The sequence below is a fragment of the Litorimonas sp. RW-G-Af-16 genome (assembly GCF_048319245.1).
Taxonomy (GTDB): domain Bacteria; phylum Pseudomonadota; class Alphaproteobacteria; order Caulobacterales; family Maricaulaceae; genus Litorimonas.
Map to the genome: position 1 here is coordinate 2,217,041 of NZ_CP166993.1, position 23,351 is coordinate 2,240,391.

Consider the following 23,351-nt stretch of genomic DNA (forward strand, 5'->3'; position numbering starts at 1 on the left):
CTAATCGACAGGCGGGGTGAGAGCCTGATATGCCCGCCGCCGCGATGCGGCTTCGGCTCCCTCTATTGGTGCGAAACCCAGTTCCGGCATGACGCGATAAGTATTGTTATAATAATAAGCGACAAAGCTTTGAACCTCAGGTTTTTCAAAGGCTGCTTGGTGGGTGTAGAGATAGAGAGAGCGTTTGACAGGATAGGCCGCGCCTGACTCAACAGGGGAATACCCGTCGATGGGAATGATATTCGTCTTTAATTGCTTGAGCTGTAGAATTTTTCCATAACTCGCAAAGCCAAGCGCATGAGGGTCCTTGGCTAGATCACGGGTTAGTTCAAGATTAAATGAGTAAAATTCCGCACCCTTAAACACCGTATCGTAGTCGACATTTACTGTGCCGAACACATATTCCAACATAGCCCGCATCGCCCCGCTGTCTTGGCTGGGAACATGGAATTGGATTGGAACATTCGGAGCCGCCTGATTAAACTCCGACCAATTTTCAGCCTTAAACAAAGCAGGAAGCTCTGCGCGGCGCACCGACTTCAGCCATGTATTTGACGGATGAGTGAGCAGAACGAAGGGGTCATACCCCACTTTAAACATAATCGGTTTTATTCCGTTTTGAGCGCATAACGCCCGTTCGGATGCGCTAATTGGGCGGCTGGCATTAACAATATCTACACCCTCCCCACGGCACATCGCTCGCATGCCCGTTCCTGTAGAAGACTGGCTGATCGAAAACATACCCACGTAGCCATCATCATAAAATGAGTCTGCCAAGTCGATTGTAACAGGCGATAAAGTATCACTGCCCGCAATGGTGATGACGCCATTGGGTAAGTCGAGCGGATCAATCAAAGGCAACCAATCATCAGGCGGCGATAGCTGTGAATGGTCAGCTTTATCCGCAGCGGCATTGTTGTCAGACGGCGCATCCAACTCTGTTTGAAACGTGCTTAATATCCGTTCTGCACTAAGTGAGCTATCATTTGCCCCAGATGACGATTGGTCTACGCAGCCAGCAAGGGCAAAACAAAAGCTGCCGAGTAAGCACAAATTCTTCCGCATCACGAGGCTCGCATTGCGTTGGATTGTGTCATGCGCCCTTCGACGAGGTGATTGAATTTACGAGCAAAGTCTGGGTGCGCTTCTAGGATGGGCTCTAGGGTTTCAAGCGAGAACTTTAAAACCTGACTGTCTTCCATCGCAGTTGCTGTAAAGATATTAGACCGCCGCCCTAGCAGCGAAATCTCTGAAATAATATCACCGTGGCGAGCGACCTCCCCTTCATTGGCTGCCGTCATATTGTGTCGCGTCAAAGAAATTTGACCATATTGTATGACCCCGATTGTCTCTGCCAAATCATTTTCACGGTAGAGGGTCTCACCCTTGGCGAATGGCGCAACGATAGCCTCCTGAGCCAGATGTCTAAGAGTATCTTCTGGCAGCGAGCCGAAGTAAATATTTTGCGACAAAAACTCTAGATTCTCTTTTCGAATGGCGATCATATCAGGCGCGAAAACGTGAGGTGGTGCTTCGACTGAAATTGGGAATGGGATAGAAATTCCGCCGCGATCCGCTGCATACCAAACACGGTTCATTATGTCGTCGCGGATACGTTCCTGATCCATGGCGCTGATATATTCTTTGATAAAAAAATAAATTTTATACCCAATAGAGAAGTCATCATAGGACACTGTGAAAATTTTCGGAGCGGGAACAGTCATCACGTCCTTGCAGTCGTCTAAGACAGATTGCAAAATGGCTTTTACCTTATTGGGAGGGTCATTATATGAAAAGCCGAGGGTAATGTCATCGCGGTAACTAATGTCCTCAGCGGTATAGTTATAAACGGAATTATCAGAGATAATTAGATTGGGGATCACGACGATGTCATTCCCCGCGACCTGCAACCGCGTCGACCGCCAGCTAATATCAGTGACCTTGCCTTTCACGCCATCGACTTCGATCCAGTCCCCCACAGCGAAAGGCTTATCCAGCACAAGCAAAAAACCTTTGGTAATGCTAGAAAGCGCATCTTGCAAAGCCAACGCTGTCGCTGCAACTGCCAAGCTCGCATATTTTGCAAAGTTACCAACCTGGATTCCCCAAGCCCCTAAAAAGAGAATGACCGGCATGACAAACACCAAAGCCATAGCAATGGATTTAAATAGGCTGGGAATTCTATTGGCCCACGCCTTGGGGTCTTTGACCTGTTTCATACACTGCAAGAAAACGAAAGCCGCATAAGCCAAGGTCAAATATAGAACTGTGAGAATTACAGCATAAAGAATATTAACATGGTCTTCGCCCGCTACATCTGTTGTCATATGTGGCAACCGAAAGACAAATTTCGCCAATAAGAATAGAATAACGACAGGCAATACGACGGCGCGAACAGTCTCAAAGAAACGGAGGAACTTGCTGTCATTTCGGCGCAAACGATCAATGATTTCGCCAAGTAAAACGGTGACCACAGGCGTCACAATGATCAGGCCAATGACCCATTGCATGAGGCCGCTCATATCCGCAAACCACGACATTTATTCGACCTTCATCTTCATCACGTCGTCTCCAGAAATCCACCAAACGGGCGTCGGCTTATCATCCAAAACGATCGTCTCTTTGGCTTTCTTGAAGTTGCCCGTTATCGATTTATCCTTTAGATATTTAATCGCGCGCTCTGTCACGCAAATACCCTCGGACTCACCAAGATAGCCGACTTCTCGACAGGTATAAATCACCTCCCCTAAGATATCATAATCTAGCACCCCATCGGTTTCGAGCGATCCGACCATGGGCCCGACGTCTAGGCCAATGTCTAATTCCAAATGACAGTCATTAGCAGCGTTAAATTTCTCAATGGCGGCAAAGATCTCTTTCAGAAAGCGGAAAACCCGTTCGCTGTGGTTCATATATTGCGTTGTCAAACCTGACACAGCGATGAATTCCATACCGATTTGATGAAACACGTCTAGCCCGTATTTGTGACCGAGTTTAGTTGCAGCGCTATCCAGCTCAAACTGATACGCTTTCATTGTTGCAAAATCTTTGTCGCGCATGAGGCTTTGGAAATTGCTGATCTGAACAAACAGAGCCGTCGCCATTTTGCTTTCGTCAAAAATATGTTTGTCTCCACTGCGAAACCGTTCTGCGACCGCGAGCGGGAGAGCCGAGGTAACAAGGTTGGTATATTCCAACTGCCGCTGACGCGTGTCCTTCATATCATCACGAGTCTTCTCTAGAATATGATTGAGCGCATGACTCAGGTCCTGATATTCTGAGGCGTTGTCGGACTTAAATGACATCGCATCAGCGGCTTCAATGTCACCGTCTTCATATTTGCGCTTCATCTCCCGCGCCGTCTCGGTCAAATGCCGCACAGGGCGCAAAAATGACTGAGATAACCAAAAAGAGAGATAGGCCACAATCGGGATGAAAATCGCCGTCGAAATCATAATCCGCTGCAGCAATTTTCCAATCGGCTCAAAAGCCTCTGACTCGTCAATCTCTGACACAATGCCCCAATCTAAACCATCAATATCTAATTTTGAGTAGGTGGATAGCACGGTCACGTCGCGGTAATCATTGGATACTAAATAACCCGTATCTCCCTTCAAGGCGCGCATAGCTCCTTCTGTTTGGACTGGTTGAAGCAGGATCGACGTCTCCATTTTATCAATCAAGGACATGATATCTTCGCTGAGACCTGTTTTACGAACCATGTCGAAATAATCAGATTTATTCTCTATCAAAAAACGCGAGTCCGAGCGCATCAGCATGTCTTGACCGATAATATAAGTCTCGCCCGTCTCGCCCATGCCCTCATTGCTCCAGTTGCGTTCACCAGTCATGATGTCTTGAATTCTATCAACGGGAACTTGGAGGGCGATAATGCCAATGACGTGCGGGCCGTTGTAAATTGGGGCTGCAATGAATGATGCTGGAGCGTTGTAAGACGGTAGATAAGGGCTAAAATCTACGATCGTGGCTCGACCACGAATGGGCTCGCGTTGAACTTTCCATACAACTTCGGCGAGGCCTGTGCTGCGATACGGCCCGGTCAAAAGGTTTGTGCCAAAGTCGACTTCCTTCGCCACGGAATAGACGATGTCACCGCTGTCAAAATCAATCAGAAAAACATCATAATAGCCAAAGCGTTGCATAAACTCTCGCAGGCCCGCATGGTATGTTTCGTGATACGCCGAGTAATCGGACCCATCTCCAGCATTAGCGTAACTATACGGGCCCGCCACATTCGCATCCGCAGGTCGGGTCGCTAGATAATGATACTGCAAGTAACGCCCGACTTGATTGCGCGGGTCAAGCGAGATCGTAATTAACGCTACCGCCCATAAGGTTATTGGATAATTTCGGGATAAAATTTTCGTTGTAATAATCGCGCAATGTCGCGTCATATTCTGGCGGCACAGTTGAGAGGCCGAGTAGGCGAAAGCCGCGGCTAAGCTGGACCATGGCTGAGATAATTGTGCGGTCTTCTGACAGCAAAACAACTTGGTCATTCATCGTATCGAAGTAGTTTTCGATCTGCCGCGCTTTGGCGACACGGACACCCGTCAAATGCGTAAATTCAGCTTTTTTAAGAGAATTGCGTCCCTCTACCCAAGCGATCGCACCCACAAGTAACATCGCGATTGATGCTGTCAGCACCATGATTGTCGTGAATCTAGATTTAGCGCTCATCGTCATAGATATGTCCTCGATCGGCAATCTAGTTACCAGATCAGCGACAGAACACAATTAAAACGTGACGGGTGCCGTCTAGTGAGGCAAATACCAGGGCGTCTATAGCGGCAGCGCAGCTTATTTTTTAAACAAATAGGCAAAAAATTAGCGGCCACCTGACCGCTAATTTCAAGCTTTAGAATTTGCCGACAACATTCAGGTACCACCCCATGTCATCTTCGTCGCCAATCGGCGCAAGATATTCTTCTTCAATGCCACCCCATGTAAGGCCCACACCAATTTTGGCATTGTCATTGAGGTGGCGATAGATGCCGGCCATACCGCCTTGACGTGTGATCGTGCCATCACCAATGGACAGGTAACGTCCTTCAATCATCGCGTCCCACTGATGCGTCACGTGATAGTCAAGACGGATGACACCGAGGTCCGCAGTCGATTTTGTGAAATCAAGACTTTCGCGATTACTCGTTACACTGCCCGCACGGTGCGCATATTTCCCGCCTAGCGTCCATTTCGCTGACACATCATAACTCGCATCAACAGACCCAATCTCGCTCTTCTGGCGGTAATTGATTGTCTCACCGTTAAAGCGTTGGGACGTCGGAGATAGGTCTTCCAGATACACATATTTCGCCAGCAAGTTGAAACGGTCATCCCATATCGGACGGTAAGCTGCTGCCAAGGAACCCTCGGTAAATTCTGCTTGGTTGAAGTCTTGCGGGTCGAGAATACTGTCGCGAGTTTGGTCAGAGAAAGCCAAGTTCAACTTACCTTGCAAACGCAATTCTTCAGAGGCTTGGTATTGCGACGTGGCGCGGAGCAACCATGTGCGGCGGACATCACCCGTGGTCACATTTTCGTCTTCACGCCATTCACCCGCAATGCCCGCCTTCATGCGTTCGTCGCCAAAGCCGACTTTGCCTGACAGTGCAATACGGTCCAACTCGTCCACACGCCCAACTTCGCCCGACAGGCCGAGGTTCCAATTCCCTGGCTTATAATCGACGCCATAAGCATGAGTTACGCCGTTTAAGCCGCGATCATTAAACTGAAAGCGTTCTTCACCAAAGATTGATAACGCATCACCATAGCGCTTACGGGCACCAAGATTAAACGTGCCGTAATTAGCCACAGCCTGTGCCCGCAATGGCAGATCATAGGCGAGATAGAACTCGTCACCATCTTCATATTGATAGCGCACAGATGCTCTCGCGCCCAAGCCGTCCTCGCCTGTCGACACTTCGCCGCCCCCGAGAATGTGTTTGGATACTCGCACTTCTGCACCGATACCCATGCGGTCTGTTGTGCGCGTATTCTCACCTTCCACGCCAACTTGACCGAAAGCATAAACTTTACTGTCATCTGCAAACTCATAATCCACCCTAGCCCCAACAGATGTTCCGGAATTGCCGCGCGCATCGTCATTAAAGGATGCCCCGATAGAGGCTTTGATTTTGTCATTGGCATCATAGCTCAGACGTGCTTCGGCAAAGCTATTCGTGCCGAGCGTTTGATCGTTTGATACATCTGCGCGGCCAGAGAATTGCAAGGCTGTCGTCAACGCTAGATCAAACCCACCCCCATATTGCTCTATCGTCTGATTGGTCGTCTCGGCATACCCAGCAAAGCCAGCTTCGCGTTGACGCCAGTAAGCATAGGACGTGCCTTGCAAGGATGAAAACTCTGCAAAGTCAGCGGCAGCTTCTATAGCATATGCCATTGCCGTGTCGCCGTCATTTAGTCCCCCGCGCGGACGAGGGTTGTAGGTAAAGCCGCCATCGATTGAGCGGAATGTCTCAACACCCACACCTTCGGATTGCGCTACTTCGCCTTTAATATAAGTGCCTGCTGCATATTGCAGGGTCAAGTCCGCGCCGTAGAGATCAGACTCTGCACCGCCATCCGTGTCGTGATTATAACTCACGCCGAATTTCACACTATCGCCAAACCAACGGCTCGCACGCGCACCGTAGACGGCCGCATCGTCGTCAGACCCAAAGATGGGTGTGAATTCGTAATCAGCGACCAGAATATACTCATTCCCGCCTTGTGATCCGTCGCGGAATAAGCGTCCATCATCACCTGTGCTGCGCAGCGGTTGATTGAGGATAATGCGGCCTTGGATAAAGTCTAAATCATAGTCTGTCCCATAAGTCAGACGGCGGCTTTCGATCACAAGACCGGACACGCTGTCGCGCGTTTCCACTCGAAGGATTTCAGAGCCAATCGAAATGTCCCCCCGTCGCAGATAATAGACACTTCCACCTGTGCCGCGCAGTTCGTCACGGCCTTGACGTGTCCCGCCGTCTGCCAAGAAAGCTGTTATGCTTGTGCGGTCATCACCTAACTTCGTCGGATTATTATTATCATCCCAATGGAACTTCGCACCGTAGAGTGTGCGCTGCACGCGAGCATATTCTGTGTCGCCAAAATTCGTCTGGTAATTACCCCAAAGGAGATAATCATCATCATGTTCAAGGCGCGCATACATGCGCCCAGAAGTTGGCGCATCTTGCTCAATCGTGCTGTCATCCCCGTAAGTTGGGTAGTAACGATCTGGGTCAAGACGGCGCAGAAGTTGATCCAAGTTCTTGTCATCCAAGCCAGAGAGCAAGTCCTCAATCGCGGCCTCGCCTGTATCAGCCGTAGCTGTAACTGACCAGCGATCATTCAACCGGGAGCGGACATAGAACGCTACACGGCCTTCTTCAAATCCCTTATCTTGGCCTATGCGTTCACCAATCGTCGCTTCGATTTGCGCCACATAAAATGTATCGCGAGATTTCACGTCAACCGTTCGAACGATCCGTTGATCTCCAACTATGATTTCGATCTGACGTGTGCCTGTCGGCATGAGTTGTTCAGCCACAAAACGCCCAGCGTCATCAACATCAATAATCTGACCCATAACGTTAACGCTTTCGCCCGGCACATTGCGACCATAAACCCGGACCACGCCGCCGCGCACAGTTACATTAGAAATCAACAATGTGTTCTGACCAAAGGCCGTCTGTGCTTCGTTCGCCCATTCCGATGCTGTGAGATCAAGTTCAGGTTCCCCTAGGCGCAGGACTTTCGGAGCCGTCTCATCAAACTCACCTTCTGTACCGTAAACGCGCAAGACGTATTGTAGCTGCGTCATATCGCGACGTGTATCAAGCATGTCTGGCGTGATTGGCAGACTCGCTGTCGCACCGTTAAAATCACTCACCGCCAAAGGAATACCACGCGTTGACCGATCCGAGGCAAATACACGCAATTCAGCTCGCGTTATGAACTGGGCATAATTCCAGTAGCCTTCCGCACGGATTTCACGACCCATGTCAGTGGCAACAATATTCGCTTGCGTGTTGAGGCGCTTTACGGGGTCAAGGGAGTCTGTGGTCGTCTCTATCTCCATACCGTCAGCGTAAGCGGAGGTTTTGTTGCCCCATCCTACCCAGCGTAGCAAACGACCTGGTCGTGCAGTATCTGACATTTCAGAATTATCCCGCCGACCCAAACCATAAGCTTTTGCACGGTTATCACCACTCAGGGCGTCTGAACCCCTGTTACCCCGAAGACCCGTTTGATTGTTCCAGACATCATCTTCATAGCGGTCGCGAATATCATCGCGGTCCATTGGATCGATATCGCCATTTACATCTTCCATGAATATCACGCGGTCTGTGCCGTTCAGGCGACCATTATCCTTCAGTGCCTCACCCTTCATCTCAGCTGAAAAGGCTTGGCCTGCGGCACGACGATCCACGTCAAACATGGTGGGCTCACCCCAATTCGCCTCAAGCGCAATATCGCGCAAACCTTTGGGCGCATATTTTCTCACAGCTTTTAAAGCCACTTGTAGCGATGCCTGCGCCGCATCCACATCAACAGTGTCGTCTGCATGGTAGACCAAAATTGCGCGCTCCGCTGTTGGGTTTAATTCCAACAGAGACTTGATCCGCGCAACAGTTGCGACCGACAGCATGTCGGGAGAGACCCCGTAATCGGCCACGTTCAGGTCGATACGAAGTTTCGGACGGAAGGCAGCACCGAAATTCATCTTCACGAATTTACCGCGAGTCGCCCGCACAACACGGGGGTTTTCTGATGTTGGCTTGTACCCCAGCGGCAGTGTGCGTGTATCAGTTTTCAGCAGAAAATTCGAGCCCATTTCACTGTCGGCGATGGCCGCACATGGGATGTGATAACGACCATATTGATCCGTCGTGATAATATCACCATTGACTGTCACCAAGCGCACCGCTGGCAATCCGGGCTCTCCGTCATCGGGATAGCCGTTATGGTTGACGTCGTCATAGACACGACCAATCACAGGCGTGCAATCAAAGCTTGGCTCTGGAATATAATCGACCACGGCTGTGGCCGTTTCAGACCGAGTGCCCGTCCGAGGGCTTTCGACGAAGGCGCGGTTTTCGTGTGCGCCAAATGTGACGTTCGGCCCTGCGAGCAAGCGTAAGCTTACTGACAAAGTCTCGTTGGGTTGCAGCGTATCGAGCGGCGCAGCATTACCCTGCGCCAACGCCCAATTCAGTATGCCGCGTGATGTTACGTTCGGTTCAACCGTAAGGCTGGTGCTTGCATCAGAGACAGTCGCTGTGCCTGGCACATATGCAAAGCCCTGTGGCAACTGGTCTACGATATTAAGGTCGCTCATTGTCGAGGCGCTCTCATTCGTCACGGAGATCGTGTACAGCACAGGATCGCCGATTTGCACTGTGCGCGGTTGGGCTGTTTTCGTAACACGGAGGAATTGCGCATCGGAGAGCGGCAGCAAGCTAACAGTGGCAGAGCCTTCGCCCTCTAACACGCCGCCATTGAGCGGTTCGGACGCAGTCGCTGTAGCTGTATTGATGTAATCACCATCATTGGCGGGATTGACAAAAGCGAACAAGTTTATCGTTGCGCTCTCGTTCGGGTTCAGGTCACCTGTCGCTATCAACAAGTCTGTATTAACAACACCGTCATAGCTAGGGTTAGCGCTACCAGCAAAATTCACGGGGGCGTCCGCGATTTCCACACGGTCAATTTCGACACGATCTGCGCCGAAAACTACTCCCAAATCATCACTGATTTGCAGGTCTTCAATCAGCGTCTCACCTGTATTGGACAGGGTGAAAGCATAGCTGACGCGTTGACGCCCATCCTCTTGCACAACTGGCGGTGCAAGTGCGGTTTTGTTCAGCGCTATCTCTGGCGTACCGCAATGCTTGAGCGGAATATTATTCATCAGAACGGACGGGTCGCCAGCTTCAAACTCAAAGTCAAAGTAGAAAGGCGCGTTAGCCGCTGCAGAACTATCCGCGAGTTGTCCGCTATTGCCGACCTCCGATGACCCCAGCACAGCTGGGTTCGCTGGCAGCAGGCTTGTCACATCCAGTGCCACGTTCTGCACAGGGCGTGCGGTAGAGGCGACGCCTGTCATCGGATAAGTTGGCGTTAGGCGGTAATTGCCTGGCGCAGTCACATAGAACTGGAAATATCCCTGAGACCCGTCCTCGACGATCACAATATCATTTGCTGTGCCGATAGATGCATTGACACCGTTCGGGCCTGCCACAGAAATGCCGCCACCTGTGAGAATTTGGCCGTTTTCTTCGCAGTAGAAATAGCCCGTAGGATCATAGTCTTCACTGTCAGGGATGCCGTCGCCATCCCGGTCCGCCGTTCCGCTCTCAAAATTATCGGGCGCACCATCCCCATCTGTGTCGATGATTGATAGCGGCGTTGGATTCACGTCCTGCGGAGCATCTGGCGTGATCGTAGGGTCATTTGAGGGCACTGGCGCAATAAGAACAGACGATGTTGCAACAGCTGTATTGCCCGTCACTGGACCACCTTTTGTGGTGTCAATTCGCACTAATATCGTTGCTGTACCAATATCGCCGACATCAAGCTTTGGCGTGCCGGATAGCAAGTTGATATTCCCTGCCCCGTCAAAGCTAGCGTTCGCAGATGCACCGTCAATCCGGGAGACACCCACAACTGGAGCTGTGTAAATTTCAGCGGGCGCTAGGAATGTTGCGAGGTCATCGGTGATCTGCAAATCAGTGAGCGTCACATTTCCTGTGTTTTCTGCTGTGATCTGATAGGTCACGTCATAGATTGGGCCGCCAACTTGTACCGTTTCCAAAATCGTTTTTGACAAAGCGAGGCGCGGCATGACCATCGCATCCACTGTGACTTCGTCTGGCGCAGAGGTTGTATTCCCTGCCGTCGCAGTTGCAATATTAGTCACAGACCCCGCATCAATATCGGCCTGCGTTACGCTATAATCAGCTGTACAAGTCAGAGAGGCCTGCGGTGGTAAACCACCTGTAGGGATCGCAGGACAAGTGACAGACGCGATTTTATCATCTGATACAGAAATCGCATCTAGGAGCGTTGTGTTACCAGAATTTGTGACAACATATTCATAGGAAACCACATCGCCCGGCATGTTAAACCCTGCGCTGATGGCAGACTTATCGATGTTTAGACCCGAAGTCTGTGTCGCCATAACGCTTACTGATACCTCTGGAGACACAATATTGCCATCAGTTGCAGTGGCGATATTTGTCACTTGGCCCGCATCCAAATCTGCTTGGGTGACCGAATAATTGGCGCTGCAAGTGAGTGTGGCTGTCGGTAGTAAGCCATTCGCAGGCAAGGCAGGACAAGTCACATTTGCAATCTTATCATCGGTAACTGTGATAGGGTTGATCAGCGTGACATTCCCAGTATTTGTCACGACGTAACTATAAGGGATCATATCGCCAATAGCGGTAAAACTGCTTACCCCCGCCGACTTGACTACGGCCAGTGCAGGTGTTTGCGTCCCTGTAATTGTCACTTCATCCGAAACAGAATTCGCACCGCCAGAGCTGGCAAAAGCGATATTTGTGACTTCACCCGCATTTAGGTCTTCCTGCGTTACACTGTAATCTGCAGAACAGGTGAGAGTCGCATTCGGCACCAGGCCGCCAGTTGGGAGAGCGGGGCAATTAAATGTTCCGATTTTATCATCCGTGATGGTGAACGCATTCGTCAGCGTTATATTGCCTGTATTCCGCACCACATATTCATAGCTCAGAGTATCGCCTACGGCTGTGAAGTCATTTGACATCGCAATTTTGTCAACCGTGAAGGCGCTTGTCTGATTACCGATGATTGTTTCGGACACAGGGGCTGAAACGGTTACACCGTCTGACGCCGTTGCGGTATTCGTCACTTGGCCTGCGTTTAGATCCGCTTGGCTGACGCTATCTATGCCTGTGCATGTCAGCGTGGCGAGCGGCAACAATCCACCCATTGGTAGAGCGGGACAGACGACATTCGCAATTCGGTCATCCGAAATCACAATATCTTGGGTGATCGTGACATTCCCTGAATTTGTCACAACATATTCATAAGAAAGTTGGTCACGTGGCGCATTAAAATCTGCCGTCTGCGCTGTCTTGATCATCGACAAAGCAGGTGTCTGCGTTGCGTTGACAGTCTCGCTGACAGCAGCAGAGGTGACGGTTCCGTCTGTTGCTGTCGCGATATTTGTTACAAAGCCTGCATCAATATCAGCCTGCGTCACTTGATATATTGCCGAGCATGTTACTGTACCAAGCGGCGGAAGGCCCCCGATAGGAAGTGCGGGACACGTCACATTTGTAATTTTATCGTCCGATACGGTAATCGCAGATGTCACTGTCACATTACCAGTATTCGTCACAATATAGTCATAGCTCAGCGTTTCATTAACAGCAGAAAAACTTGTTTCATTCGCTGTTTTCAGAACGGCTAGCGCAGGGCTCTGCGTGCCTGTCACTGTCACAGTTTTTGGCAAGGATGTCAGACCGCCCGCGATCGCAGTGGCTGTATTTTCAACAATGCCTGCATCCATATCCGTTTGACCAACAATATCTGATGCTGTGCAGGTCAACGTGGCGTTCGGGGCCAAACCTCCGGCAGGAAGCGCTGGACAACTGATTGTACCAATGCGGCTATCGTCGATGGTCACGGTATCTGTGATAGTGACATTGCCCGAATTCGTCACAATGAATGTGTATTCCAGCACATCACCCTCGGCAGTAAAGTCATTATCATTCGCGATTTTATTGACTGAAATCTCAGGTATTTGAAGGGCATTGACGCGCGCAGTCTGCGGCTGTGATGTCACTGTGCCATCTGTTGCGGTTGCTGTGTTTTCAACGAAGCCTGTGTCAATGTCCGCTTGCGAAACTGTGTCAGTACCTGTGCAAGTCAGGCTGGCAAGGGGTGCCAGTCCGTCAACTGGTAAAGCGGGACATATAACATTGGCAATACGGTCATCCGACACCTGGATCGGAAATGTGATCGTTGTATTCCCGGAATTCGTCACGAGATAGCTATAATCAAGCGTGTCGCCTGCCCGAGCATAAGCGCTGCTTTGAGGTGTCTTTGCTAAAGTTAGCGCAGGCATTTGATCGGCTGGAATCGTCACAAAGGCTGGCGGAGAACTCGCACGCGGATGGTCCGCATAGGCGTCATTTGTCACTTCTCCGCGATCTATATCAGCTTGCGTGACTGTATATGTCTCTTGGCAAGCTTGAATATTACCCGGCGCAATCGACGGCAAGTTTCCAGTGAAACACTCAAAGCGCCCAATTCGATTATCGACAATATCAAAGGTTCCAGTCAGCGTGATATTGCCCGTATTCTCGATTTCAAAATCATATGTCAGAATATCCCCGACTGCAGCAAAGCTCGTATCGGGTGACGTCTTGCGAACTTCCAGCGCAGGGTTTTGTGTGGCTGGAATTGTTTCAGATGTCAGGCTGGATGTTGTCGTTCCGTCCGTCGCAGACGCTACGTTCGTAACGCTGCCAACGTCCAAATTGTCTTGTGTCACAATATAAGCGCCAGTGCAGCGCAGGGTGCCATTTGGCGCCAAACCACCCGCTGGTAGTGCGGGGCAAGAGACATTGGCACTTGGAATGAGATTATCCGATACAGTGATCGGGTCGACGATTGTGACATTACCAAGATTGGTAACAATATACTCATAGGTCGTTACATCCCCTGGTAAGTTGAAGTTGATGCTGACAGCATTTTTTTCGACATCAAGGTTTGAGACGCGCGTTGCATTAATAGTCTTGCTGACTTCGGGCGACATCGTTGTGCCGTCTGTCGCGCTGGCAATGTTTGTAATTGTTCCAGCATCAATATCGGCCTGCGTCACACTATAATTACCCGTGCAGGTGATAGACGCACTTGGCAACAATCCGCCTGCTGGTAGCGCAGGACATGTAACCGTGGCGATCTTATCATCTGCCACTGAAATGGGTGCAGTGATTGTGACATTGCCAGAGTTCACGACATCATATTCATAGGCAATCACATCACCTGGCATATCGTATGTCGTTTCAAGAGCTCGCTTGATCGTTGTTAAAGCTGGCGTTTGAGTAGCGTTGACGGTTACCGTATCTGTAGGCGATGATGTCGTGCCATTTGTTGCAGACGCAATATTGGTGACGAAACCCGCATCAATATCTGATTGATTTACAACGTAGCGACCCGTGCAAACGATTTCGCCATTCGGTAGAAGGCCAGACACTGGCAAACTCGGACATGAAATGGCGGCGATTTTATCGTCAGTCACCATGACATTGCGAATGAGGGTAACATTACCCGAATTGCGAACACGATATTCATAGTCAATAACATCACCAGGGGCCGCGAAGGTATTGTTGAGCGCAGACTTCACTATAGACAATGCAGGCAACTGATCCGCCGTCACAGTCTCTGTCGCAATAGGTGACGTCACGCCAGACGTTGAGGCGCTGGCGAGGTTGGTCACGAATCCCGCATCAATATCAGCTTGCGTCACAGCATAGGTAGCTGAACATGTCAGTACGGCTTGTGGTGCAAGTCGGCCACCTGGCAAGGCAGGGCAAGTCACGGAGGCAATCTTATCATCCGCGACAGTGACTGGTGTTGTAATTGTGACGTTTCCAGAATTGGTGATGTCATAATTATACTGAATTAATTCACCAACCGCAGAGAAGCTTGTGGCTTGAGCAGTCTTAACCATCGTAACAGAAGGCATTTGATCAGCTGTCACGGTCTCTCTGACAATAGGGGATATGGTTGTGCCATCACTTGATGACGCCGCGTTCGTCACAGATCCAGAATCTAGATCCGCTTGTGTAATTGTATACGTCGCGGAACATGTCAAAACGGCCTTAGGCGCAAGACCTCCCGCAGGCATAGCTGGACATGTTACCGATGCGATTTTATCATCTGTAACCGTAATGGGTGATGTGATTGTTACATTGCCTGTGTTCGTGACACGGTACTCATAATTAATTAGCTCGCCCAAACTTGCAAAAGTCTGCGGCGTAGCTGTCTTAATTGTCGCAAGCGATGGTGACTGATCTGCATTCACAGTTTCAGTCGCAGTTGGCGAGCTCGTCGTGCCGTCTGTCGCTGTTGCGATATTCGTAACCAACCCCGCATCAATATCGGCTTGCGTGACAACATAAGTTGCGTTGCATGTCAGTGTGCCGTTAACAGGTAATCCACCCATTGGAAGGGCTGGACAACTTACTGAGGGAATTTTATCATCTGAGATACTCAGAGCATTTTTCAGCGTCACATTCCCTGAATTTGTCAGAACATAGTCATAATTAATTGTATCGCCGACGCTGGCGTAGCTGCTTGTTGTTGCGGTTTTGACAATATCAATCGCTGGGCTTTGTGTGCCTGTCACAGTCACTTGATCCAGAGCTGGGGCAAGTGTTCCGCCTGCTGGCGTTCCTGTAACGCTGACATTGTTCGTCACAAAGCCAGTATTAATATCCTCTTGCGTGACCGTGTAAGTGCCTGTGCAAGTGACATTCGCTGCGGGTGCTAAATTCGCGCTTGGGCAGCTCAAACTTGGAATACGGTCATCCGCGACTGCGATATTCGTTACATTCACATTGCCTGTATTCGTGATGAGATAGGTGTAGTTAAGCACGTCGCCCACCTGCGCGAAGTCCGTCTCAACAGCTTGCTTTAAGACAGTCAGCGCGGGGGACTGCGTTCCTGACACCGTGGCTGAGCCAAGGGCATCTGGTAAGTTAGTTCCGTCTGGCAGAGAAGCTTTGGCCGTCGCATTGTTGATAACTTGCCCAGCATCAATATCGGTTTGTTTGACAGCGTAGCTAGCGGAGCAAACCATTGACTGTGTTGGTGCGAGGCTCGCCATGGGGCAAGAAACCGTCGCAATAAGGTCATCTGTAATGATGATATTGGACAGTGTAATGTCGCCGGTATTCTGGACGTCGAATTCATAGTCCAGCACATCGCCAACATTGGCAAAATCAAGATCAATCGCGCGTTTTGCAAAGCTAAAGCTAGGCGTTGCGGAACTGTTGACGGTCGCAGAAGAGGGTGTCGAAGCTGGCGGCCCTGTTGGGGGGTTACCAGAAGCAACAGCGTTATTTATAACTGCCCCCGCATCCACATCCATTTGAGTAACGGTGTATTGTGCGGAACACACAATCGCTTCCATCGGCGCGAGAGTTGTTTTGGGGCAAGACACAGAAGCAATTAGATCGTCCTGCACAGCAACGGAAGCGAGTGTCACATTGCCGGTATTTTGCACATCAAATTCGTAATCGATTGTGTCGCCAGCTTTCGTGAAACTTGTATCCAAAGCCCGCTTTGTGAAGCCAAGTGTTGCGGTTTGTGTGCCTGTGACCGTCACGTCAACAGGGGGTGATGTCAGTGTGCCGTTGCGACCAAACGCCTGGTTGGTCACTAATCCTAAATCAACATCGGCTTGCGTGATAGTATAGTTTGCACGACACGTCGCAACACCGCCAGGCACGAGGTTTGTTGCCACACAATTAATTGTACCAATCTTATCATCAACGACGTTGATACCACCTGTGAGCGTCAGGTTCCCGGTATTGCGGACGGTATATTCATATTCTACGACTTCACCTGCAGATGTGAAATCACTAAACAATGCTGCTTTTTCGATGACCAAAGCTGGATCTTGCGTTGCTGGAATCGTCTCTGATGTTTGCGGGGAAGTCGTCCCGCCACTGGTTGCAGACGCCAAGTTCGTCACCGATCCTGCATCCAAATCAGCCTGCGTAACGGTGTAGGTCGCGGAACATGTAAGGGTCGCTGCTGGCAGAAGGCCACCACTTGGAAGAGGCGGGCAGGTTACCGCACTAATTAAATTATCTGTTACAGTAATAGCATCCGTCAAAGTTACATTGCCAGTATTCGTCACAACATATTCATAAGTTGTCACATCACCTGGCAGTTCGAAATTCACAACTGTCGCAGTTTTCATCACAGACATGGCTGGGTTTTGGCTAGCGGTCACAGTCGCATCATCATTTGCATCAACCAATGTCCCGCCCGCAGGCACGCCTGTTGCTGTTGCATTATTGGTAACTTGGCCCGCGTCTAGGTCGGCTTGCAGGACAGTATAACTCGCCTTACAAATCACCGTTTCTGTGGGGTCAAGGCTGGCGTCATTATTACCAATCGCGGTAACATCGCACGTTACCGTCGCGATTTTATCGTCTGACACAGAAATATTGGAAATTAAAACATTGCCCGAATTCGTCACCGCATAGTTATACGTTAGGATATCACCCACGGCATCGAAACTGGTTTCATTAGCCGTCTTGATAAGCGTTAAAGCTGGTAACTGCTCCGCCATCACTGTCGCGTTATCTGTTGGCGGAGTCAGTGTGCCGCCCGAAGGTGCGCCGTTCGCTGAGGCGTTATTGGTCACAGACCCTGCATCAAGATCGGCTTGCGTGACCGTATATGTTCCTGTGCAAACTGCGACTTCAAGAGGATCAAGATTGGTATCGCCATTACCAATGCTCGATACATTACAGGTCACGCTTGGGATAAGGTCGTCTGTGACTACGAGGTTCGCGATTAGGACGTTCCCCGTATTGGTCACTGTGTAGGTATATGAGAGCGTGTCACCAACAGCATTATATTCCGTCTCCACAGCATCTTTCACTAGCGTCATCGCAGGACTCTGCGTTGCGTTGACAGTGACAGCACTTGACGGAGAGGTGACGTTACCGTCTGTGGCTGTGGCTGTATTCGTAACAAACCCTGCGTCTAGATCTGCTTGAGTGACCATATAGGTCGCGCTACATGTCAATGTGCCGTTAATGGGTAATCCACCACTTGGCAGGGCTGGACATACAACAAGCTGTGGCACTGTGATTTTATCGTCATCGACTGTAATAGGGTCGGTGATGGTGACATTGCCTGAATTGGTCACAAGATAGCTATATTCGATCTGATCCCCGACGGCTGCGTAGCTGCTATCCAATGCAGATTTTGCAAGGGTCAGCGCAGGTGCCTGTGTGCCGCCAACAATCTCCTGCGCCGTGGCTGGCGAGAGCGTGCCACCAGCAGGCGTCCCATTCACGGAAGCGTTATTCGTAACGCTCCCCAAATCCAAGTCCGCTTGGGTGACGGAATAGCTAGCGGTACAAGTCGTATCTTCTGTTGGTGCAAGCGTTGTAACGGGGCATGACACGCTAGCGATCTTATCGTCTGTCACAACGATATTAGTGATTTCAACATTTCCTGTATTGGTAACAAGGTAGTCATATTCTAACGTATCCCCGACATTCGCAAAGTCCGTCACAGTGGCTGTTTTGACGAGAGTAAGTTTCGGCGTCTGTGTTGCGCTCACTGTCTCATTGGCAAGGGCGGGTGCTAATGTGCCGCCTGTTGGAGTCCCGTTTGCTGTCGCATTATTAGTCACCGATCCAGCGTTTAAGTCCAGCTGCGTCACAGAATAATCCGCAGAACACGTTAGCATCTCAGTCGGGGCAATCTCCCCGGCTGGGCAAGTCACAGTGGCGATTTTGTCGTCAGCGACCGTCACTGCACTAATTGAGACATTGCCTGTATTTGTAATTTTATAGTCATAGGAAACTATATCACCCACAGCAGCAAAGCTCGGCGTTGTAGCTGTCTTCACCATAGTAAAGGCTGGCGCTGGATTGGCTACATCCACGATTTCTGACGCTGTCGTGACTGGAAGGTTTCCGCGAGAGGGCGTTGCCGTGACTGTCGCTGTATTTGTAATATCTACGCCCGCATCAATGTCGGCCTGCGTAACTGTATAATTGGCAGAGAATGTCGCGACTTGGCCAACCGGCAGCGACGCTATGCTGGCGGGCGAAATCACGCCCAGCGACCCTGCCCCATTATGATTGTCTGTAACGGTGACATTGGTCAGTAAAACATTGCCAGTGTTCTCGGCGCTGTAATTATATGTAATAACGTCGCCTGCCGCGACATCTGTCGTGTCTGTTGCAGTTTTGGTGAACGTAATTTCAGGAGTTGGGCCAATCAGACTCACTGTTTCAGTTGCATTTGGCGGGGTATAGCTTCCGCTTGCAGGTGTTGCGTTAGCGGTTGCAGTATTTGCAATATCTGTCCCAGCATCAATATCAGCTTGAGTGATCGTATAGGTCGCTGTGAACGTCGCATCTGTATTTGGCGCCAGCGAGCTAACATTGGCGGGCGTGATAGCGGATAGGGCGCCTGTGCCGCCGTGATTGTCTGCGATCATGATATTATTAAGCGAGACATTACCAGTATTGCGCACAACATAGGTGTAGGTGATCATGTCGCCCAAAGCGGCGTTCGTGTCTTGTGATGCTGTTTTTGTAAGCGTCGAAGCGGGAGCGGCCGCGATGGGTGTAATTGTTTCCGTTGCCGTCACAACTGGCAGGGCGCCGCGTTTTGGCGTGCCGTTAAAAGTCGCAGTATTGTTAATTGCGCCGCCGCTGTCTATGTCCGCTTGCGTCACAATATATGTCGCTTGGAATGTCTGACTGCCACCATTAGGGGCGAGGGTCACATTGCTTGGCGTGATTGCCGATAGCGTGCCATTTCCGCTGTGATTATCCGTAATGTTGACATTCTCTATTGTGATATTGCCTGTATTTGTCGCGACATAAGTATATGTAATTGTGTCGCCTTCTTCGACATTCGTGTCCTTTGAGGCGGTTTTTGTAAGCGTTACAGTATTATTTGCGGGCGGACCCGGGATCGTCACTGTTCCCGATACAGCACCGAGTGTGCCCTCTGTCGGATTACCCGTTACTGTCGCTTCATTGACGAAAACAATGTCGTTATCAATATTGGCCTGTGTCACCACATGTTGTGCCATACATATCATATTTTGTGCCGAATCTAGAACCGTCCTTGGACACGTGATGGCACCTGTAATAAATGGGTCTGTGACTTGCACATTGGTCAGCCTGACTGACCCGATATTTTCAACAAAGAAGCTATAATTAATTATGTCGCCTACCGCTGCATAGGATGTTCTGTCGGCGGTTTTTGTAATTCTGACACCTGGCGCAACTTCTGGCGTGCCAGTGGCGTCAATACCGTCTCTGAAATACCAATAATTTCCGTTTGGGCGCCCATTTGCTCGCGGTTGGCTAAAAATTTGAGGCGTTGTAGAGCCTGTCGCGAGGATGTCATCTAAGACGACTTGATCTTCGCTTTCAAACCAAGCTGTGCTGGTCTCCCCGTTCACACTACCCGCAGAGCGGTCATCTCGGAAACAGTTTTCAAAACCATAAGACGTTGTGCCCGCAGGGTTCGTTCGTTCTGCCAGTGGACCTGTAAAATTGGAAATCACGCGCCCATTCAAACGAAATTCAACACGATTAAAGTCAAAATTGCCTGGGCAGGTATCACCATCCCGCACCGTTAAGCGGACATACATTTTGGCAATTCCGCCGCCAAAGTAATCCACACAAGCAGTTGGTCCGCAATTTAACGCCTGCGTTGGCCCCAACTGGAAAGGATTACCTTCAAATGCAGCGGGCGTTCCATTGCGCGAGTCATTATAGAAACCTTCATACTGTGTCGACGGATTGACAAACTGATAATAGATATTCCCGTTGGTCCCAATCAGGACGACAACAGTGCCGCCAACAGGTGGATATGTATTTGGAATCTGACCATTGCCATCAGGTACTGTTGTCGTAAATGCTGTAGCATGAGCTGTCGCCGCAAAGCTCACCATGCCTGCAATCGCTATGACCAGCGCCAGAAACCCTCGCAGGCACATGGCAATATTGCTCATTCGTTGCGCCGTCGCTTTGATAAGGTTACGAAAAGTAACTGTATATGTGTTTGGCATTATACCGATCCAGACTTAAATTTCTAAGTATCTAGAATCGTATTTTGTTATGAAAATGAGCTTAAAAGCCTCAAGGAATATCGTTACAGATACCGTAAGGTATATGGTTAATCGTTCATCTGGCATTCATGTGAGGTTGGCTGGGTTAGAGTTCTTTTATCTTATTGTTTTTATTATATTTTTTTAAATAATCTCTACGGATCACGCAAAATATCTAACTATTTTCCGTTAACTATGTCCATAAGTTACGAATAAGAAGTATGAATTTAAATCACCCTCTTTGGCTCTCTTATCGTGCCCACAGTTATTCAAAAAAACAGGGGAATTATAGCAAGATGGCAAGACTTTAGTTACTTTTGGTAACTATCAGGAAAGAGGGGGCGTATAAAATGTAGAACACACTCGAAAGACGTTATATTCAATGCCAAACCGCGTTTCGCCCAATATTGCCCCTTCTATCTTCTACAAGACAGACCTCTGCCCGATCCGTTCGGTGATTTCTGGTGTGTCAGGGAAATGGCCTTTATTGATTTTGGCACATTTGAGTTTTGGCCAACATCGGTTCTCAGAATTGCTGAACGGCATACCCGATATTTCGCAGCGCATGTTAACCCAAACATTGCGAAGTTTGGAGCGAGACGGGCTTGTAGAACGCCATGTCACAGCTAGCATTCCACCCCGCGTTGATTATCAACTAACAGAACGCGGCCAGACGTTACTTCCCATCGTGCAATCACTTATGCAATGGGGTTTGGAAAATCGAAAAGATATAGAGGCCGATCAAGAGGCGACTGACTTAGCAAAAGCCCGAGAGGCGGCTCAAAAAGACGCGGCCTAGGCGCGATCTGCTTGCATCACCAGCTTTTTATAATCTCTTAAATCGCCGTCATAGCGCTTCGCCTTGCCGCTATTGACCAACCACAAGCGGTCAGCCGTCGCTTCGGCCAGATAAACATCATGGGTAATCAGCAAAACCGCGCCTGGGAAATCATTGAGCGCGTAGATCAGCGCTTCGCGGCTATCAATATCCAAATGCGACGTCGGCTCATCGAGGATCAGCACATGCGGCTTATCAATCGACATAAGCCCAAGCAACAACCGCACTTTCTCGCCACCAGAGAGTTTTTCAACATTTGTCCCAACTTTTTCGTGGGGAAAGCCCATTTGCGCCGCCGCACCCCGCGCTTTGCTCTCTGGCGTGCCTTTAGGTAATTTTTGTGTGATATGGTCCAGCACAGTCTCGCCTGCTGTCAGTTCATCGAGCTGATCTTGCGAGAAATAGCCAATTCGCAGCGAGGATGAGGCTTTCCGCTTCCCTGTCATCAGCGGTAGGCGCTGCGCGATAGATTTCACAAGGGTCGTCTTGCCCTGCCCATTCGCACCGACAATGGCAACACGATCATCGGGATCAAGACGCAGATTAACGCCCGATAAAATCTTCGCCGCCTCACCGTAGCCCAGATCAGCATTTTCCAACTCTAACATAGGCGGAGCCAGCTTGCCTTTGGGTTCTGGGAAATGGAACGGTGTTGTGCGTTCCGCGATGGGGATCGCAATCTCTTGCATTTTCTCAAGCTGCTTGACCCGCGATTGCGCCTGACGGGCTTTGGAAGCTTTGGCTTTGAAACGGTCAACGAAAGCCTGGAGATGGGCGCGATCAGCATCTTGCTTGGCTTTTTGCGATTGTAACTGTGCGATTTTGGCCGCTTGCAGTTTCATCCAATCATCGTAACCGCCCGGCGTGATTGTCAGCTGCTGATGCTCCAATGCGAGAGTGTGTGTCACAGAACGGTTGAGCATTTCGCGGTCATGGCTGACCATGATTACAGTATGCGGGTATTTGCGAATATAGCCCTCAAGCCACGCAGCCCCTTCGAGATCCAAATAGTTCGTCGGCTCATCAAGCAGCAGCACATCGGGTTCACTGACCAATACGCCCGCAATAGCGGTACCGCATGCGCCACCCGCCTGAAAATTCTTTTGTCGCACGGTGAAAATCGTCCTGAGAAAAGCCGAGTCCCGCTAAGACGATAGCCGCCCGCGTATCCGCGTTCCACGCATCCATATCTGTCAGACGTTCATATATTTCGCCCAATTTATTAGGATCAGTCTCTGTAAGCGAATCTTGCATAAGGCGGTGACGCTCTTGGTCGGCGGCCAGCACAACGTCCATGATCGTCTCGTCTGTCGCCTCAACTTCTTGCGCCACCCAGCCAAGCCGCGCATTTTTATTGATACGAATAGAGGCATCCCCCATCGGACTTTCTATCTCTTCGCGGATCAACCTTAGCAAAGTAGATTTCCCCGTGCCGTTCCGCCCGATCAAGCCAACCTTCCAGCCAGACGCAATGAAGGCTGACGCCTTGCGGAAGAGCGGTCGTCCTTGGACAGCATAGTCAAGATCAGTTATGGAAAGCATGGGGCGCGCATTAAGCTTTGGGCAGCAGAACGCAAGGTAAAAGCGCACTGAAATATGTCTTAGTTA

Annotated in this window: 8 protein-coding genes; 1 reads left to right on the plus strand and 7 read right to left on the minus strand. The window is 50.0% G+C overall.

The genetic code is table 11. The features are described from left to right. From AB8615_RS10905 to AB8615_RS10925, 5 genes are all read right to left on the minus strand, one after another. A complete protein-coding gene (locus tag AB8615_RS10905) occupies window positions 1-1,065 on the minus strand; it encodes a substrate-binding domain-containing protein (protein WP_409432615.1) in 1,065 nt (354 codons plus the stop codon). Further along, window positions 1,065-2,540 carry a mechanosensitive ion channel domain-containing protein gene (locus tag AB8615_RS10910; protein ID WP_409432616.1) on the minus strand — a complete coding sequence of 492 codons (1,476 nt, stop codon included), beginning with the start codon at window positions 2,538-2,540 and terminating at the stop codon, window positions 1,065-1,067. Before AB8615_RS10910 ends, AB8615_RS10905 begins: the two co-directional genes overlap by 1 nt. Beyond that, a complete protein-coding gene (locus AB8615_RS10915) occupies window positions 2,541-4,295 on the minus strand; it encodes an adenylate/guanylate cyclase domain-containing protein (RefSeq protein WP_418152371.1) in 1,755 nt (584 codons plus the stop codon). It abuts the gene before it with no gap. 25 nt (window positions 4,296-4,320) lie between these two features. Beyond that, window positions 4,321-4,707 carry a hypothetical protein gene (locus tag AB8615_RS10920; protein WP_418152372.1) on the minus strand — a complete coding sequence of 129 codons (387 nt, stop codon included), beginning with the start codon at window positions 4,705-4,707 and terminating at the stop codon, window positions 4,321-4,323. A gap of 172 nt (window positions 4,708-4,879) precedes the next feature. Beyond that, a complete protein-coding gene (locus tag AB8615_RS10925; RefSeq protein ID WP_418152373.1) occupies window positions 4,880-20,809 on the minus strand; it encodes a DUF7507 domain-containing protein in 15,930 nt (5,309 codons plus the stop codon). Window positions 20,810-21,287: 478 nt separating this feature from the next. Between AB8615_RS10925 and AB8615_RS10930 the strand changes: the two genes are divergently transcribed. Next, window positions 21,288-21,704, plus strand: a complete 417-nt coding sequence (locus AB8615_RS10930; protein ID WP_409432619.1) for a winged helix-turn-helix transcriptional regulator — start codon at window positions 21,288-21,290, stop codon at window positions 21,702-21,704. Here AB8615_RS10930 and AB8615_RS10935 read toward each other — a convergent pair. Together AB8615_RS10935 and AB8615_RS10940 are read right to left on the minus strand one after the other, a co-directional pair. Continuing rightward, window positions 21,701-22,855, minus strand: coding sequence for an ABC-F family ATP-binding cassette domain-containing protein (locus AB8615_RS10935; protein WP_418152374.1), 1,155 nt, complete (start codon window positions 22,853-22,855; stop codon window positions 21,701-21,703). The genes AB8615_RS10930 and AB8615_RS10935 overlap by 4 nt on opposite strands. Then, entirely contained in the window at window positions 22,788-23,285 is a 498-nt protein-coding gene (locus AB8615_RS10940) for an ATP-binding cassette domain-containing protein (RefSeq protein ID WP_418152375.1), read from the minus strand. Before AB8615_RS10940 ends, AB8615_RS10935 begins: the two co-directional genes overlap by 68 nt. Between the last annotated feature and the right edge of the window lie 66 nt (window positions 23,286-23,351).